The 13,492-nt window shown below is 49.4% G+C and carries 15 protein-coding genes; 3 read left to right on the forward strand and 12 right to left on the reverse strand.

Features of this window, described 5'->3' with window-relative positions; translation table 11 throughout:
* Positions 1 to 18: 18 nt before the first annotated feature.
* A complete protein-coding gene (locus C2M36_RS07505) occupies positions 19 to 693 on the forward strand; it encodes a M15 family metallopeptidase (RefSeq protein WP_199883025.1) in 675 nt (224 codons plus the stop codon).
* On the opposite strand, the gene C2M36_RS07510 is transcribed toward C2M36_RS07505, so the two are convergent.
* The 3 genes from C2M36_RS07510 to C2M36_RS07520 all read right to left on the reverse strand — a co-directional run bounded on the left by C2M36_RS07510 (position 669) and on the right by C2M36_RS07520 (position 2,522).
* On the reverse strand, positions 669 to 1,481 hold the full coding sequence (locus C2M36_RS07510) for an alpha/beta fold hydrolase (protein WP_105254370.1): 813 nt from the start codon (positions 1,479 to 1,481) through the stop codon (positions 669 to 671). The two genes, C2M36_RS07505 and C2M36_RS07510, sit on opposite strands and share 25 nt — an antisense overlap.
* A gap of 114 nt (positions 1,482 to 1,595) precedes the next feature.
* Positions 1,596 to 2,054 (reverse strand): hypothetical protein, encoded by a 459-nt coding sequence (locus C2M36_RS07515; RefSeq protein ID WP_105254371.1) that lies wholly within the window; start codon positions 2,052 to 2,054, stop codon positions 1,596 to 1,598.
* A gap of 3 nt (positions 2,055 to 2,057) precedes the next feature.
* Positions 2,058 to 2,522: a hypothetical protein gene (locus tag C2M36_RS07520; protein WP_105254372.1), complete on the reverse strand. Its 465-nt coding sequence runs from the start codon at positions 2,520 to 2,522 to the stop codon at positions 2,058 to 2,060.
* 432 nt (positions 2,523 to 2,954) lie between these two features.
* On the opposite strand from C2M36_RS07520, the gene cspE reads away from it, so the two are divergent.
* Positions 2,955 to 3,167, forward strand: coding sequence for a transcription antiterminator/RNA stability regulator CspE (gene cspE / locus C2M36_RS07525; protein ID WP_105189283.1), 213 nt, complete (start codon positions 2,955 to 2,957; stop codon positions 3,165 to 3,167).
* 223 nt (positions 3,168 to 3,390) lie between these two features.
* Here the strand turns inward: cspE and C2M36_RS07530 are convergent, their stop codons facing one another.
* The 3 genes from C2M36_RS07530 to C2M36_RS07540 all read right to left on the reverse strand — a co-directional run bounded on the left by C2M36_RS07530 (position 3,391) and on the right by C2M36_RS07540 (position 6,273).
* The gene (locus tag C2M36_RS07530; protein WP_105254373.1) at positions 3,391 to 4,032 is read right to left on the reverse strand and encodes an acyl carrier protein phosphodiesterase; all 642 of its coding nucleotides are present in this window, start codon (positions 4,030 to 4,032) and stop codon (positions 3,391 to 3,393) included.
* A 185-nt stretch (positions 4,033 to 4,217) separates the two neighbouring features.
* Positions 4,218 to 4,388, reverse strand: a complete 171-nt coding sequence (locus C2M36_RS07535) for a hypothetical protein (protein WP_158678874.1) — start codon at positions 4,386 to 4,388, stop codon at positions 4,218 to 4,220.
* Positions 4,389 to 4,746: 358 nt separating this feature from the next.
* Positions 4,747 to 6,273, reverse strand: coding sequence for an arylsulfatase (locus C2M36_RS07540; protein ID WP_105254375.1), 1,527 nt, complete (start codon positions 6,271 to 6,273; stop codon positions 4,747 to 4,749).
* A 243-nt stretch (positions 6,274 to 6,516) separates the two neighbouring features.
* On the opposite strand from C2M36_RS07540, the gene C2M36_RS07545 reads away from it, so the two are divergent.
* Positions 6,517 to 8,013 carry an arylsulfatase gene (locus tag C2M36_RS07545; RefSeq protein WP_105254376.1) on the forward strand — a complete coding sequence of 499 codons (1,497 nt, stop codon included), beginning with the start codon at positions 6,517 to 6,519 and terminating at the stop codon, positions 8,011 to 8,013.
* A gap of 47 nt (positions 8,014 to 8,060) precedes the next feature.
* Here the strand turns inward: C2M36_RS07545 and C2M36_RS07550 are convergent, their stop codons facing one another.
* The 6 genes from C2M36_RS07550 to C2M36_RS07575 all read right to left on the reverse strand — a co-directional run bounded on the left by C2M36_RS07550 (position 8,061) and on the right by C2M36_RS07575 (position 13,429).
* On the reverse strand, positions 8,061 to 8,513 hold the full coding sequence (locus tag C2M36_RS07550) for a methyltransferase family protein (protein WP_234399115.1): 453 nt from the start codon (positions 8,511 to 8,513) through the stop codon (positions 8,061 to 8,063).
* Between the two features lie 24 nt (positions 8,514 to 8,537).
* Positions 8,538 to 8,759, reverse strand: a complete 222-nt coding sequence (locus tag C2M36_RS07555; RefSeq protein ID WP_105254377.1) for a tetratricopeptide repeat protein — start codon at positions 8,757 to 8,759, stop codon at positions 8,538 to 8,540.
* Positions 8,735 to 10,795, reverse strand: coding sequence for a multiheme c-type cytochrome (locus tag C2M36_RS07560; RefSeq protein WP_105254378.1), 2,061 nt, complete (start codon positions 10,793 to 10,795; stop codon positions 8,735 to 8,737). Before C2M36_RS07560 ends, C2M36_RS07555 begins: the two co-directional genes overlap by 25 nt.
* 133 nt (positions 10,796 to 10,928) lie before the next feature.
* On the reverse strand, positions 10,929 to 11,714 hold the full coding sequence (locus tag C2M36_RS07565) for a hypothetical protein (RefSeq protein WP_105254379.1): 786 nt from the start codon (positions 11,712 to 11,714) through the stop codon (positions 10,929 to 10,931).
* A 65-nt stretch (positions 11,715 to 11,779) separates the two neighbouring features.
* Positions 11,780 to 12,943 carry a BamA/TamA family outer membrane protein gene (locus C2M36_RS07570; protein WP_105254380.1) on the reverse strand — a complete coding sequence of 388 codons (1,164 nt, stop codon included), beginning with the start codon at positions 12,941 to 12,943 and terminating at the stop codon, positions 11,780 to 11,782.
* Between the two features lie 93 nt (positions 12,944 to 13,036).
* Positions 13,037 to 13,429 (reverse strand): hypothetical protein, encoded by a 393-nt coding sequence (locus C2M36_RS07575; RefSeq protein ID WP_158678875.1) that lies wholly within the window; start codon positions 13,427 to 13,429, stop codon positions 13,037 to 13,039.
* Between the last annotated feature and the right edge of the window lie 63 nt (positions 13,430 to 13,492).

Consider the following 13,492-nt stretch of genomic DNA (forward strand, 5'->3'; position numbering starts at 1 on the left):
CGTTCAGGCCTTAACCTTATGAAAAAGCTGACTTCATTTACCCTAGCCACTTTCTTGGTTGCTGCTTGCGCAAGCGCCTACGCTGCCATGCCCGAGGATTTTATTGCCATCGGTGATTTGGACCCCAGCATCGAAAAAGATATTCGTTACTTTGGCAGCAATAATTTTGTCGGCACTAAAGTAACGGGTTATGAGGCGCCCAAGTGTATTTTACAGCTTGGTGCGGCCGACGCCTTGGTGCGTGTGCAACAGGCGGCACGTGAACGAGGTCTTACGCTTAAGGTGTTTGATTGTTATCGGCCGCAGCGTGCGGTGAATCACTTTGTGCATTGGGTTAAGGATGATACCGATACCAAAACCAAGGCCGAGTATTATCCCAACTTAGGCAAAGATAAGTTATTGGGAGGCTATATTGCCGCTCAGTCCGGCCACAGTCGTGGTGCCACGGTCGATCTCACCCTGGTGGACAGCAGCAGTGGCAAAGAACTGGATATGGGCTCGCCCTTTGATATGTTCGATACCCTGTCGAATACGGAGGATCCCCGAATCAGTGAGGTTCAGCGGAAAAACCGTTACCTGTTACGAGATTTAATGGTGGCCCAGGGGTTCGCTCCTTACCCCTTGGAATGGTGGCACTTTTCATTGAAACCCCAGCCCTATCCCAACACCTATTTTGATTTTGTGGTGCGCTGAACCAGCGCCTTAATTTCCTCTAGCACCATCTCGGGCTCATCCCTTTGCGGAAAATGGTAGCTTTTATCCGTGAGGACGATTTTTCCTTGCGGGAAGGCCAAAGCCCAATCTCTGTGCAGTTCGCCCCACATTTTTCTGGCCTTATCGGTAAAAAATAACAGCGGCGGATTTTCATAGCGCTTAATCGAGGCAATCACGGTCACCGGAATATCGGCTATCTCCGGGTGATCGGGCAAGGGACGTTTGGCCCAAAAGTCGAGGTACTGATTCGACATACCGTTTTTCATGTCATCACGCTTTACCTCGGCTATTTCCTGCTCCGCCTTGGCTAAATCGATCTGGCGCATAATATCAACATCATGCTCGGACGCCGGCTCGATAAGCATTAGCGCCGCTACTTTTTCTGGATATCGAGCGGCGAAGGTACGGGCAATATAGGCTCCATACGAGTGGGCGATATAAATAACCGGACCATCAATGTTCAGGGCATCAAGCAGTGCCAGCGCTTCGTCGGCGTATTCTTCTGAGCTGTAATTTTTGCGCACCGGGGTTGAACCGCCGTTACCAATACGTGAATAGCGCAGGGTACGATACTCGCTGCTAAGCCGGTCATAGATGGGGTTCCAGTCTTCTAGGCCGGCCGAGCCACCGGCCTCGAGTAGCAAGGTGACTTTAGAGTCGCCTCGCAATTCGTATTCGACCCGATAGTCACCCAAGGCCACATAAGTGACTTTGGCATTGAGGCTAAGGGAGATAAGCAGCAATAGAATGGCACTAAATTTAGTCATCCTGACATCCAAAGTTTAATTTTTAACTCTATGTTTTAATTTATTGAAATGTATTCGGGTAAGTGAGGAAGGTAAATCAAGGCGGCCTATAGGCCACCTTGGGGTCGAGATTGCTCAGGGCTCTGGTTTATCCAGATACACTTGCTGATAGGCATCTTTAACCGCTAAGTCGGTGATTGCCTTGGCAATGCCTCGGCGAAGGCCGGTGCGCCAGCGGTCAATATGGCGCTGTTCAACCTCGCAAGGTGGCTTTTTACAGCCATTGTTAACACTCGAGATGGCCTTAAACCAAATCTTTTCGCTGTTGTAATGAATATCGACGCGCAGCACGTAGCCCTTGTAGTCCAGTTCCGCTTCAATTTTGCCCGGTGTTTGGTTAACACTTCGCCATTGATACTGGTTCATGCCTAGCTTGATCACCTTGGCAGGTTCGGTGACATAGGGTCGCAACAATAATGGATCGTCATACAAGGTAAATGATTGGCTTGTTTCGGCGTGAACTTGGCTAACTAAGGTGCAACCCAGGGTGGCAGCGAGCAATAACGACGATAAGGTACTCTTTATATTTTTCATGTTTTATAGCCCCTGCAAGGCAATTTTCAACTGCTTGACCAACGAGCGGTTGTACTTGTAATAGTTTCTATGGGTTTTGTAGCAATAATCGCCGACCTGCTTTTCACACTGGTATTCGTTTAGGCCACCGGCATATTTGATTTGAACTGCTTCACTGTTGTATTCAATACGATGAAAAATGGTGTGGCCCTTGTAATCCCAACGCGCCAGTACATAGCCGTCGCCTTCCTGTTCCAGTAACCAGGCAACACCTTTGGTTTTTTGCATGCCTTGAAGAATGGCCAAACGGGCCTTGGCTGCATCGCCGCTGGGGTTGGGGATCAGATCATAGACGCCGCGCATCTTGGATTCCGACGCCGAGCCGCGTCCTTGTTTCTTATACTCGAATGGTTCAGGTGCGGCGCTCACCGTAGCGCTTAACAAAGCCGCCGATAGGCCTAGTGCCAATGCCGCAAATTGATGTCGCATAATAAGTCCTTATAAGTCCTTTGCTTTTGTTATACCTAAGGTTGGGGAATGCTTAACTTTGTGCTGTTAAAACGAAGTTAATATACAACCAAACCCTAATGTAACACATTGATCCTAGATTAATAATAAATGCGGTTCTGAGGTGCGGTTTGTAGGGGGCAAGACGGTTTTTCATCTCGACGAATAAAAAACATACAAAAAAGTGGCGTAAAGTTTAGGTGATCTCGCCCCCTTGTGTTAGGATGCTCGCGTCTGATGAGTTCTACCCAGATTCGATTTTGCTTTTGTACTTCAGTTCTTCGTGTGTTCTACCCAGTTAGTGTTCCACCCGAATTTATGCAGCGTAAGCCACTCGTGTTAGCTAGTACTTAGTTCGGCAATTCTGATGTTGCAACGCAACACATTATTTAATTTAAATATTTTGGAGACACTATGTCTAAAACAACTGGTACAGTTAAATGGTTCGACGAAGCAAAAGGCTTTGGTTTTATTACTCCAACTGATGGCGGCAAAGACGTGTTTGTACACTTCCGTGCTATCGTTGCTGAAGGCGGTTTCCGTACCCTTCAAGAAGGTCAGCAAGTTGAATTTAACGTTGAAGAAGGTGCTAAAGGCCCTCAAGCTTCTGACGTTACAGCTATCTAATTAGCTGGCATATTCAGGTGGGGCGCCCTCGCTCCACCCGTTTACCTTTCCTCTTTACCACTATTTTTACCTCTCGTTTTTTATTAAAGCTTTTCTAAAGCTTCACCCCCTAATTTGCTTTGAGCATAAAAATTGTAATTGCTATAAGAAAGCAATAAAGCCGTTAGTAACTCGACTTACGCCCTTTGCCCTCTTCATCTCTATCGTTTTTTTCCTGTTTACACTAAGCCTTGCAGCCCTGAGTATTTGGCTCCGTGGGCGAGGCGTTTGTATCCATGCTAGCAAGCTCAATATTATGGGTTTGCACATGAGCGATGAGCTCGGGGAAGAAAGTTAAAAAATGTGCTTCAAAGGCATCGAAATGGCGCTCAATATCTTCGATTGCGCCGGCAAAGTCATTGCGAAAGCGGATCCGGGTAGCGATCCTATCCAACGCAAGGGCAACGCCATCGAGCTCCGCATAGGTAGCAAACCAGTCTTGTTCGGACATTTTCCCTACCACATGTTGCATACGCTTGGGCATCAACTCGGTGCGGGTGTTGAGAAGCTGGTAACTTTGCTGGCAAAAATCGTTAAATTCGTTGCTGGTAAAGTCTTGCCAGTGACGGATCAGCAGATGATCAAACAGTACATCCAATGCTACCGGCGCAAAGCGCCGCCGTTGTGGCGAAAACAAGGAAGCGGCACAGCGCACACTGCTATGCTGATCGGTGAATCTGTCCACCAATAAATGATTCTCTAAACCTAATTGTACCGCCTTGGGCCATTGTTGATGCACCAGACCGCGGCGGAAGTCGCCGAGCAGGTTGCCAAAATGGGAGTCGGCATTGGGCTGAGCTAAATACAGATGGGCGAGGTAATTCATGGCTACTGATCGCCTTGCTATAAACACGAGTATGAGTGTAACGCGTTTAAGCCGCTCAGATAAGGGGCGGCGTGCAGGGAAGTTTTACCATTTTTGAATATGCGCGGTGACAGTTAACCGCAATTTAGGTTTGCCCCGGGGTTTTAAGGCATAAAAAAGGGAGCTAAGCGCTCCCTTTTTTGGGTTTAGGCCTGGCCCTTTAGCCATTGCATAAAGCCTTGCATATCGGCGTTATTTGCAAACTCGATAAAGCTTTTACCTTGATGGTGACTAATGGCCATACGGCGTTTGTTAATAGAAATACCCGCTATCGGCAGGGTAATATCAATACGTTGATTGTTATATAAATAGGACATAATAAAACTCATTTCTTGGCGCCATAGGGCGCATTAAAATTGCCTTATTATCGTCTGGAAAGCGGCGTCAATTACGCGGCATTGGGGTTTACTGCCGTTACAAAAAGGCAGTACCCGGTTAATCTTTGTCAGACTTTTAAGGCGTTATAAATTTCGGGATGGAACTGACTGGATCAAGGAAAGGCATCACACGCGCACATTTTAAGATGTGCATTGCTCACTAACTGAGGATGAGTGGGCAATCCGGTAATATACCCATGTAAAATAGATAAAGCAAGTACTTTATTTTGCTGTCGCAACCCAGTGTGCTTTTTCGCTCTAAATCAGGCAGGGGATTAACCCTGCCTGCGATTCATGACTAGCGGCTGATAGCCTGGTTATTAATAAACTTGCTGACGTCATCTACTTGCAAGCTCATGCTCTTCTGAGTTGGTGGAAATTCTTTAAATGTCTCTACGAACTTGCCAATTTGCAGTCCTGCAGGGCCCATAATCCAAGTACGGTTTTCCGCCCACTCATCATAACCACGTGCTTCGGTGAAGCGCTCGAACGGGTCAAGCTTAAGGTTTATTAAGTAAGGCGATGTGAGCGCCTCTTGTGTTGCGCGGAACCAATGATTTTGCTCAGTGAACAGCAGTTTCCAGTCGCCATAGCGTAAACCGTGGAAGGTTGCTTCGGTAAAGTAGTAGAAGTCTTTGCGTTTCGTTTTACCATTATTTAGCAATAGCTCACTTTGGTCGTACCCATCCAGGTGTACTTTGTACTTACGGCCGTTGATTTTTTTACCTTTAAGTAGTTCTTCTTTAAGATTTTTCTCACCGACCCATGACATGATAGTTGGCATCCAGTCTTCCATCGTCATGAATTCGCCAGTGCTAACATCAGCCGGAATGTGACCAGGCCATTTAACCAGCATAGGTACGCGGAATCCGCCTTCCCAGCCACCCACACCTTTTTCACCATGGAATGGTTGGTTACCGCCATCAGGCCAAGAGTTTGATGCTGCACCATTGTCTGTTGAGAACATGACGATGGTGTTATCAGCCACTTTTAGTTCGTCAAGCAGGTTGAGTAACTCACCTACATCATCATCTAACTCCATCATGCCGTCCGCATAAATACCGTAGCCACTGCGGCCTTTATAATATTCGTTGAGGTTGGTGCGATAGTGCATGCGGGTGGTGTTGTGCCAAACAAAAAATGGCGTGTCGGACTTAACCGCATCGCGAATGAAGCGCTTTGACTCTATGAGTACGTCTTCATCGATATTGCGTTGTACTTCTTGTCCAAATGGGCCCAGGTCTTTAATTTCTTGTTTGCCATTACCCAGTGCTTTTGAATGGACGATGCCACGCAAAGGAGGCAAACCCACTCTCTCTTGCGTTGCTTTGTCTTTAGGATAGTCATATTGCTCAGCATATTCACCGGCATTAAGGTGATAAAGAATGCCGTAAAACTCATCAAAGCCGTGGTTGGTTGGTAAGTGCTCGTCACGGTCACCCAAGTGGTTCTTGCCGAACTGACCCGTAGTGTAGCCTTGTGCTTTAAGCATAGTCGCTAAGCTTGGATCGGAAGTTTGAATACCTTCTTTAGCGCCGGGTAGGCCCACAGTACTCAAACCTGTACGAATAGGGTATTGGCCGAGAATGAACGCAGCACGACCTGCCGTACAAGAAGCTTGGGCGTAATGATCCATAAACATCATGCCTTCATTGGCGATGCGGTCGATATTGGGAGTGGTTCCGCCCATCATACCGCGGTGGTAGGCGCTGATATTCCACATACCCACATCGTCGCCCCAAATAACCAAAATATTGGGCTTGTCGGCGGCAAAACTGGGAATACAGGTTAACAGGCAGGATATAAATACTGCGAAACGTAACATAGCTCTCTCCTTGAAATTATATGAGTCCACATTATTTATAGCAGTTCCTACTACTACAACAAGAAAAAGGGTTAATTTATGAACGCCTTACCTTCTTGATTGATTTTAATCATAAAAAGCGTTCCTCTTTTGAGAAATCACCGTTATTTTTCAACCATCGTCTATAGTTACTAGGGTTTAATAATTAATTACGCAATCACTTTTTAAACTTATTTTTATCTTGCTAATAATCAAGGAGAAGTTATGAAATTGCCATTGATAGGTGTGATGGCAGGATTGTTATCGCTTGCGGTAAATGCGAAAGATGATCCTAATGTACTCGCCATTATGGTCGACGATGTTGCCCAGGTGTCGCTCAGCGCATACTCACACGGCATGACCTACAACACCCCCAATATCGACCGCATCGCCAACGAAGGAGCGCTGTTCACCGATCACTATGCCCAGCCCAGTTGTACCGCCGGACGTGCGGCGTTTTTAATGGGTCAGCTGCCGGTGCGCACCGGCTTGACTACGGTCGGGCAGCCGGGTAACCCGCTGGGCATTAAAGAAGCGGATCCGACCATGGCCGAGTTCTTAAAAGAGCGCGGCTATATGACGGCGCAGTTTGGTAAAAACCATTTAGGCGATCTGGATGAGCATTTACCCACCCGTCATGGCTTTGATGAGTTTTTCGGTAACCTTTATCATCTCAATGTTTCCGAAGAGCCAGAGCAGGAAGACTACCCAAAGGGCGAAGAGTTTAAGAAAAAGTTTGGCCCACGAGGAGTAATCGAGGCCTATGCCGATGGCCGCATTAAAGATACCGGCCCACTAACGCGCAAACGCATGGAAACGTTCGATGAAGAGGTGTTGGAGCGCAGTCTCGATTTTATGGAGCGGGCGGTCAAAGCGGATAAACCCTTCTTTATCTGGCATGCGCCCAGTCGCATGCATGTGTATACTCACCTTAAACCAGAAAGCCGCCATCTGGCCACGCATATCAGCTCGGAAGAAGATGTGTTCGGCAGTGGTTTAATCGAGCATGATGGTCATGTGGGTCAGCTCTTGGATAAGCTCGATGAGCTTAAGATTGCCGACAACACCATAGTGATTTACACCACGGATAATGGCCCCGAGCAAAGCTCCTGGCCCGATGCCGGTACTACTAAGTTCCGCGGTGAGAAAATGACCACCTGGGAAGGCGGTGTGCGCGTGCCCTTTATGGTGCGCTGGCCCAAGTCGATCCCGGCGGGTTTAAAGCTCAACGGTATTTCTTCTCATGAAGATGTGTTTCCTACTATAGCCGCGGCGGTGGGTGAGAAAAACCTGCGCAAAGCCATGGAAAAGGAATTTAATGTCTATATCGATGGTGAAAATAACCTTGCATACTGGCGTGGTAAGGTAGAAAAGTCGGCGCGTAACCACTTCTTCTACTATTACGAGTCACAGTTAACCGCGGTGCGAGTTGGCCCGTGGAAAATGCACTTTGCCTCTAAGCCGGGCGGTCGTTATTACGAAGACCTAGTAACGCACACCATGCCCAAGTTATTTAACCTGCGTAAGGATCCCATGGAGCATTATGACGGGGTGACCGGCTTTCATCAGATCATGAAAAAAAGCTGGGTATTCCAGCCAGCCATTGCCTTGTTGACGGAACATATCAAAACCTTTGAAAAATTCCCGCCACGCCAAGAGGCGGCCTCGCTTAATATTAACGAGGCCATCAGTAAGGCTAAATCGGCATCGACTAATCGCTAGTCTATTTGCCTCACTCGGCAAGATTGCTGAGTGAGGCTATCTGCTAATTAAAGCCAGCGCCGCACTCGGCGGCAATACTGGCTATATTCATCCTCAAACTTTTGCCGTAAAAAATGCTCTTCCGGCCGTATTTGAAAACGGTTGAGGTAGATAACAAACAAGGGCAATACGGGGATTGCCGCTAGGTTGGCAAGCCAGAGCGCCCACCCACTCAACATAAGCAAGAATCCCAGGTACATGGGGTTGCGACTGATTCTATAAATACCGCCGCTGACCAGGCGCGTCGACTGCTGTGGGTAGCGTGGATCGACAGTGGTTTGGGCCAGGCGAAACTGCAGCACGCCTAGAGCGGCAACGACAGCGCCGATAAGCATCAAGGCCAAGGCAAAACCAAAGCGCCCCCATATGTGAAACGTCAGGCTCGGGGTCAATGTGGTCAGCAGCCACATCAGCAGGGCGGCGATAACAAGCAGAGCCAGGGGAGGGATTTTTAGTGCCAAAGCAGACTCCTTAGAATCGGCGGCCTAGGGCGAGACCGATTGCATCAAGGTGAGCTTTTCAACCAAGGCCGCTATTTGTGGATCTCGTGGCACCAACTCTTGTAGCCGGGTCGCAAAGCGCAGGGCCTGGCGGTAGTTTTGCTCATTTATGTGGATTTGCACCAGGGTGTAACACAGATCTGCGTTATTGCTGTCGAGGGCGAAGGCTCTTTCTAACTGTGTTAAAGCGTTTTGGGTCTCACCCATCTCATTGAGGAGCAGCCGTAAGTATAGATATGATTCACGCCGCCATACTGGGCGGCAAGCGCGAGATGCTCTTTGGCCTTAGTTCTGCTTTTCCCTCTCACCCAACTCATGGCCAGGGCGTAGTGCACATCGGCGTTTTTGTCGTCCTGTAGCAAGGCCTGAGCTAACACGGCTTGAGCCTGTTTCTCATTGCCTAAACGTCGCTGCAGATCCGCCAAGTTCACATAGGCGGGGATATAAATGGGCTCGACAGTAATGGCCTTAAGATAGTGCTCCCGGGCCTTGTTCAGCTGTTCCAGTTCAAGCGCCAGGTTACCCAAATTGGTATGGCTGCTGGCGCGCTCGTTATTGTAGCGCTCCGTTTGCCGGTACTCCTCCAGTGCCTGTTCCAACTCGTCGCGAGGATCATCTTTCAGGTTGTTTGGAAAAGGCGCGACCAACATGGCTGCCAGGGCGCGGGCTGCACCGGTGCGAATTGCCAGGCGCGGATCGGTTAGCAAGGGGTGTAGCAGGGTATAGCGTTGTGACAATGGAAATCCCTTTGCGGCCTCGATGGCCCCCAAACGCTTTAACGGCTCTTCATCTCTAACGGCTCGGCTGATTGCGACCAGGGTATTTTTATCCGGGTAACGGGCCATACGTGCCAGCGCCGAGGCACGGATAATATCCGTATACTCGCTGCTTTGCGCGATACGGGTCAGCAATTGAGACGCCGTTGGTAGGCCTTGGTCGGCGGCATAAAAGGCCTGAGAAAAATGGCTTTTTCCCAAGTAGTTAGAGTCTGGATGCCAGGTCTTAATGGCGTTAACGGCCCATTGTGGGGTTTTATCCTGATGGCAGCCGTTACAGGCATTCGGTGCCTGTGTCTGTATGCTGAGATCCGGGCGTGGTACGCGCAGACTGTGATCGCGGCGGGGATCAACCTGCATATAGGTGGTGCTGGGCATATGGCAGTCGACGCACTGGCTGCCGGTGCTGCCAAGGGTATGGCCATGGTGCTCTGTGCTTTGGTACTGGTTGCTGTCATGGCACTGGGTGCAGGTTTGGTTGCCGCCCAGCTTTAGTTTGCCCGAGTGGGGGTTATGGCAGTTACTGCAGGTAACGCCGGCGGCGTACATTTTGCTTTGTAAAAAGGAGCCCCAGACATAATCCTCGTCAAGGATTTGCCCATCCACATGATAAAGCTGCGATGTAATAAGGGCGGGCTTAAAGGTATCTAACAGCTCGGCGTGAGGCTCACGGTCCGCGAGCTGCGAGCGCCTGGCATGGCAGGTGGCACACTGAGCGATCTGCTCGGTCTGTTTGACTTCCCCTTGAGGTATTAGGGAGCTATCGGCATCGCGGCTAAAGAGGGCGACCTGAGTGCCAATGTCTTTACTAAAGCCTTTACTCGCGATGTTTTTGTCGCCATTGGCCCATTGCAGGTGCTGCTCACTATCGCCATGGCAGGCGGCACAACCGACATTGATGGCTGTATAGCTGGATGCGAAGTGATTCGATTGGGAGGAAAATTGCTTTTTAAAGTCGGTACTGTGGCAGTCGGCGCACATATGATTCCAGTTTTGTCCCATTTGGGTGTGATGAAATTCATCCGTGCTGCGCTGCTGCGGGTGCAAAATAAACCAGCGTTGGCCGCCCTCCGCTGTTGGGCGCGAGTCCCAGGCCAGAGGAATAAACTGATAGCCGCCACGCTCATCAGCGACCAGGTATTGTTGCAATGGCTGATAACCGAAGGTGTAGTGAATCTTTTCACTCTCTGTGTTGCCGTTTGGATATTCTCGGTGCAGAACAAAATCATCCCCTTCCTTGCTAAGGGTAAGCGTCTGCTGCTCGAAGGTAATGCGCTGCCCATCAAAAGCACCGAGGACAAACTCGGCGCTGGCGGGATTCATGGCCCGGTAATGATGGGAGGCTTGCCAGTCGGCAACCTGTTCCTGATGGCAGCTTTGGCACTGCAGGGGCTCGGCATAAGCACTGCCGAGCAAGAGAAATGACGTGAAAACGAGTGCTATGTTCCTTGATAAACCCAAATACATGACGATAATTTTCCCTAACCCTGAAAATGTATAGTTGACGCCTTTCGGCCAGTCTAAGGCTATATATCAGCCTGTATTCAATAACTTATCCTGCCGAGCGCGTCAGCGCAACGTGATCAGGGGTCAACAGGGCCTAAAGCTGGTAATTAAACTCGATGCGGTGATCGCCATCGAAAATATCGACGTTTTCGTTCCAGTTGGCAAAGTAACGCACATTCATGCGCGGGGTGATCTGATAGCTGGCGGCAAACTCATGGGTCAAAATATTGCTCTCATCCAGGCCGTAATAATTATCTTTATAAACGCTTGAACCCGTAATAGTCGTGAGCCAAAAAGGGTTGTAGTTAAGCCAGATTTGCTCGGTAATATTTACTTTGGCATACATGCCTACCAAGCCGTAGCTGCCCATTAACGAATAGCCATCGTCTAGGCTGCCATCACTTTGGCGTTCATCCTTACCGATTGAGGCGCCTACGCCGGCGAGGGGATAAAAGTTGAACGCTCCCGTCGGCGGCAAGGCTTGAATAAGGGAATAGGAAATGTCGGCGCTTTCATCGGCGACCAGATTAGGACGAAAGTTATAGTTCACATCGAGTTGGGTGGCGCGCAGGCTCTTTAGCGTCACGGCAAAGTTACGAAAGCGCAGTGAGTCGAGTGACTGGGTGGTGTGACGCTCTGAGCGCCAGCCCAGAGTATCGCCGAGCAGGCCCTTGGCCTCCACTACAAACTGGGCGGCAGTGGCATCATCCCCCGTGTCGTAGGCTTTACCCAGTTTAAAGTTCAGTCCCTTGTCGGTGGCGCCGCCACCAACCTGGGTGTAAATTGCCAGCGGGTCTGACATATCGGCAACGTCTTGCTCTTTGGCTAAAACACCATTGCACAGGGGGAGTGTGCACAGGGTCAACAAAGCGTATTTCATTTTTCTATCCTTATTAGCAAAATCCCTTACTGCAAATAGGGCACTTAAATTGTTTTTGCTGCAGCCTACCAACTGCTGCCAGCTTGAATATATATCGCATTTTCTTCTGGGCCATGGGCGACATCTATGCCCATGCGAAAGCCATAACGTGGCGAGACCAGGTAGCGAAACCCTGTCCCCAGCGTGGTTTTGCTGCTTGCCGCAGACATTTTATCCCAACCATTGGCGGCGCGGCCTAGGCCACTAAAGGCAATCAGCTTCCAACGATCCGTGAGGTGATAACCGAGCTCCATTTCGGCAACGACGATATCTTCACCCTGATAACGGGACTTGGCTATGCCGCGTAAATCGATATAGGGCAGCACATAAACGGGTAAATTTCCCGAGCCCCGATTGCTTACCCCCTCATAGTCCAGGCGTAAGGCAACGCGTGCCTTATTGGTCAAATGCCAGTAATTTAGGGCGCTAAAAATATAACTGTGGTAGTCGCTGTCGCTGCCAAGCGCACTATCAAAAATCATATATTCTAGGTTGTAGTTATAGCCGAGTTCGGGGTTAAAGGGGCTATCCGTGGAATCGTATTCGGCAACCAGGCCCAAGCCAGAGGTGTTATTCTCAAGCTCTATTTGCTCAAAAGCATGATTTACCTCTTCGACCCAGCGGCCCTCAAAGGCATGCAAAGGCGACTCGGCCAGGCTGATATCGACATGGCGATAAAGTTGTTTGGCGCCAAAAAACCAATTTGAATCGCGCCAGCGGGCGCTCAAGGTTTGTATTAGCGCCGGTCCGCGTAAGTTGAGCTTCAACGGCTCGCTTAATTGCAGTTTCCCAAGGCTGTAAAAATCGAGGTTGATATCACCATAACCCACAGCGCCGCGATAACGTAGGGTGTCATTGCGCCAAAATGCAAGGTGACCCAGGGCGACAAGGTGGGAGTGATTGCTGGTATAGGCGCCGCCAATCACGCTGATGCCGCTGGGCATAATAGGCGTATCTGTGGTGGCCTTGTCCTGATTGCTTTTGCTGTCGTGGAAAAACAGCCCGGCCAAGCCCAGTCCAGCGCCAACCGCTGGCTCGGTAATAATGGTGGGTACCGGTAAAAAGCGTCGTGGCTTTTGTTCAATTTGAGCCGGGCTTGAGTTGGGTACTTGTTGCGCCCAGCTCTGGGACGCTCCGCCTAGAAGTAGTAAAAACCAAAAAGTGATGCGTTGAGGCCAGGTGCCTTCCATAGTATCTGTCTGCTCGCAAATCAAACCGTTAGTATAGCAAATTATTTTTACATTCAATGCGTTACTAACCTGGTAAAAGAGGGTGAAAGCGGCCTAATATTGGGGGAGTTCGGTCAGAGGACTGTAATCGATTTGCAGCTCGACTAAGGTGAGCTCGGGTATGGTTTTCAAACGAGCCATCTCGGTTGCCATATCCTGTGTTGCCTTAGCACTTAGACGATAATTATCGCCGGCGATATGGGTAATACGGTAGTTGGCGGTTAACTCCTGAATGGGGAGAGCGGTGCTGGAGACGACAAAGTCTCTGCCCACCAATCCGGGTTCACCATTACTGAGGTTGTCGATGCGGGTTCCCGGTAGTAATTTTTGCCCTTTCCAGCGGATCTTTTCGCCATTGTTGTCTAAGGTGAAATAAGTCTGTGTAGACGTGTTCGACTGGGATTCTGACTTACCGGGTTGGTCGCCATGACATGCGGCTAATGTCACAATCATTACTAGCTTTAACAGGGTTCGCATTAGCACTGTATCCGTTCTTTCCGGTGTGGCGTT

The organism is Pseudoalteromonas sp. T1lg75 (assembly GCF_002964705.1).
In the GTDB taxonomy this organism is placed as follows: Bacteria; Pseudomonadota; Gammaproteobacteria; order Enterobacterales; family Alteromonadaceae; genus Pseudoalteromonas.

Excerpts from the sequence above, each read along its gene's own strand:
- C2M36_RS07555 (WP_105254377.1), bottom strand. The coding sequence starts at position 8,759 with ATGGGTGAGACCCAAAACGCTTTAACACAGTTAGAAAGAGCCTTCGCC.
- C2M36_RS07530 (WP_105254373.1), bottom strand. The coding sequence starts at position 4,032 with ATGAATTACCTCGCCCATCTGTATTTAGCTCAGCCCAATGCCGACTCC.
- C2M36_RS07565 (WP_105254379.1), bottom strand. The coding sequence starts at position 11,714 with ATGAAATACGCTTTGTTGACCCTGTGCACACTCCCCCTGTGCAATGGT.
- C2M36_RS07560 (WP_105254378.1), bottom strand. The coding sequence starts at position 10,795 with ATGTATTTGGGTTTATCAAGGAACATAGCACTCGTTTTCACGTCATTT.
- C2M36_RS07570 (WP_105254380.1), bottom strand. The coding sequence starts at position 12,943 with ATGGAAGGCACCTGGCCTCAACGCATCACTTTTTGGTTTTTACTACTT.
- cspE (WP_105189283.1), top strand. The coding sequence starts at position 2,955 with ATGTCTAAAACAACTGGTACAGTTAAATGGTTCGACGAAGCAAAAGGC.
- C2M36_RS07545 (WP_105254376.1), top strand. The coding sequence starts at position 6,517 with ATGAAATTGCCATTGATAGGTGTGATGGCAGGATTGTTATCGCTTGCG.
- C2M36_RS07515 (WP_105254371.1), bottom strand. The coding sequence starts at position 2,054 with ATGAAAAATATAAAGAGTACCTTATCGTCGTTATTGCTCGCTGCCACC.
- C2M36_RS07540 (WP_105254375.1), bottom strand. The coding sequence starts at position 6,273 with ATGTTACGTTTCGCAGTATTTATATCCTGCCTGTTAACCTGTATTCCC.
- C2M36_RS07505 (WP_199883025.1), top strand. The coding sequence starts at position 19 with ATGAAAAAGCTGACTTCATTTACCCTAGCCACTTTCTTGGTTGCTGCT.
- C2M36_RS07520 (WP_105254372.1), bottom strand. The coding sequence starts at position 2,522 with ATGCGACATCAATTTGCGGCATTGGCACTAGGCCTATCGGCGGCTTTG.
- C2M36_RS07535 (WP_158678874.1), bottom strand. The coding sequence starts at position 4,388 with ATGTCCTATTTATATAACAATCAACGTATTGATATTACCCTGCCGATA.
- C2M36_RS07510 (WP_105254370.1), bottom strand. The coding sequence starts at position 1,481 with ATGACTAAATTTAGTGCCATTCTATTGCTGCTTATCTCCCTTAGCCTC.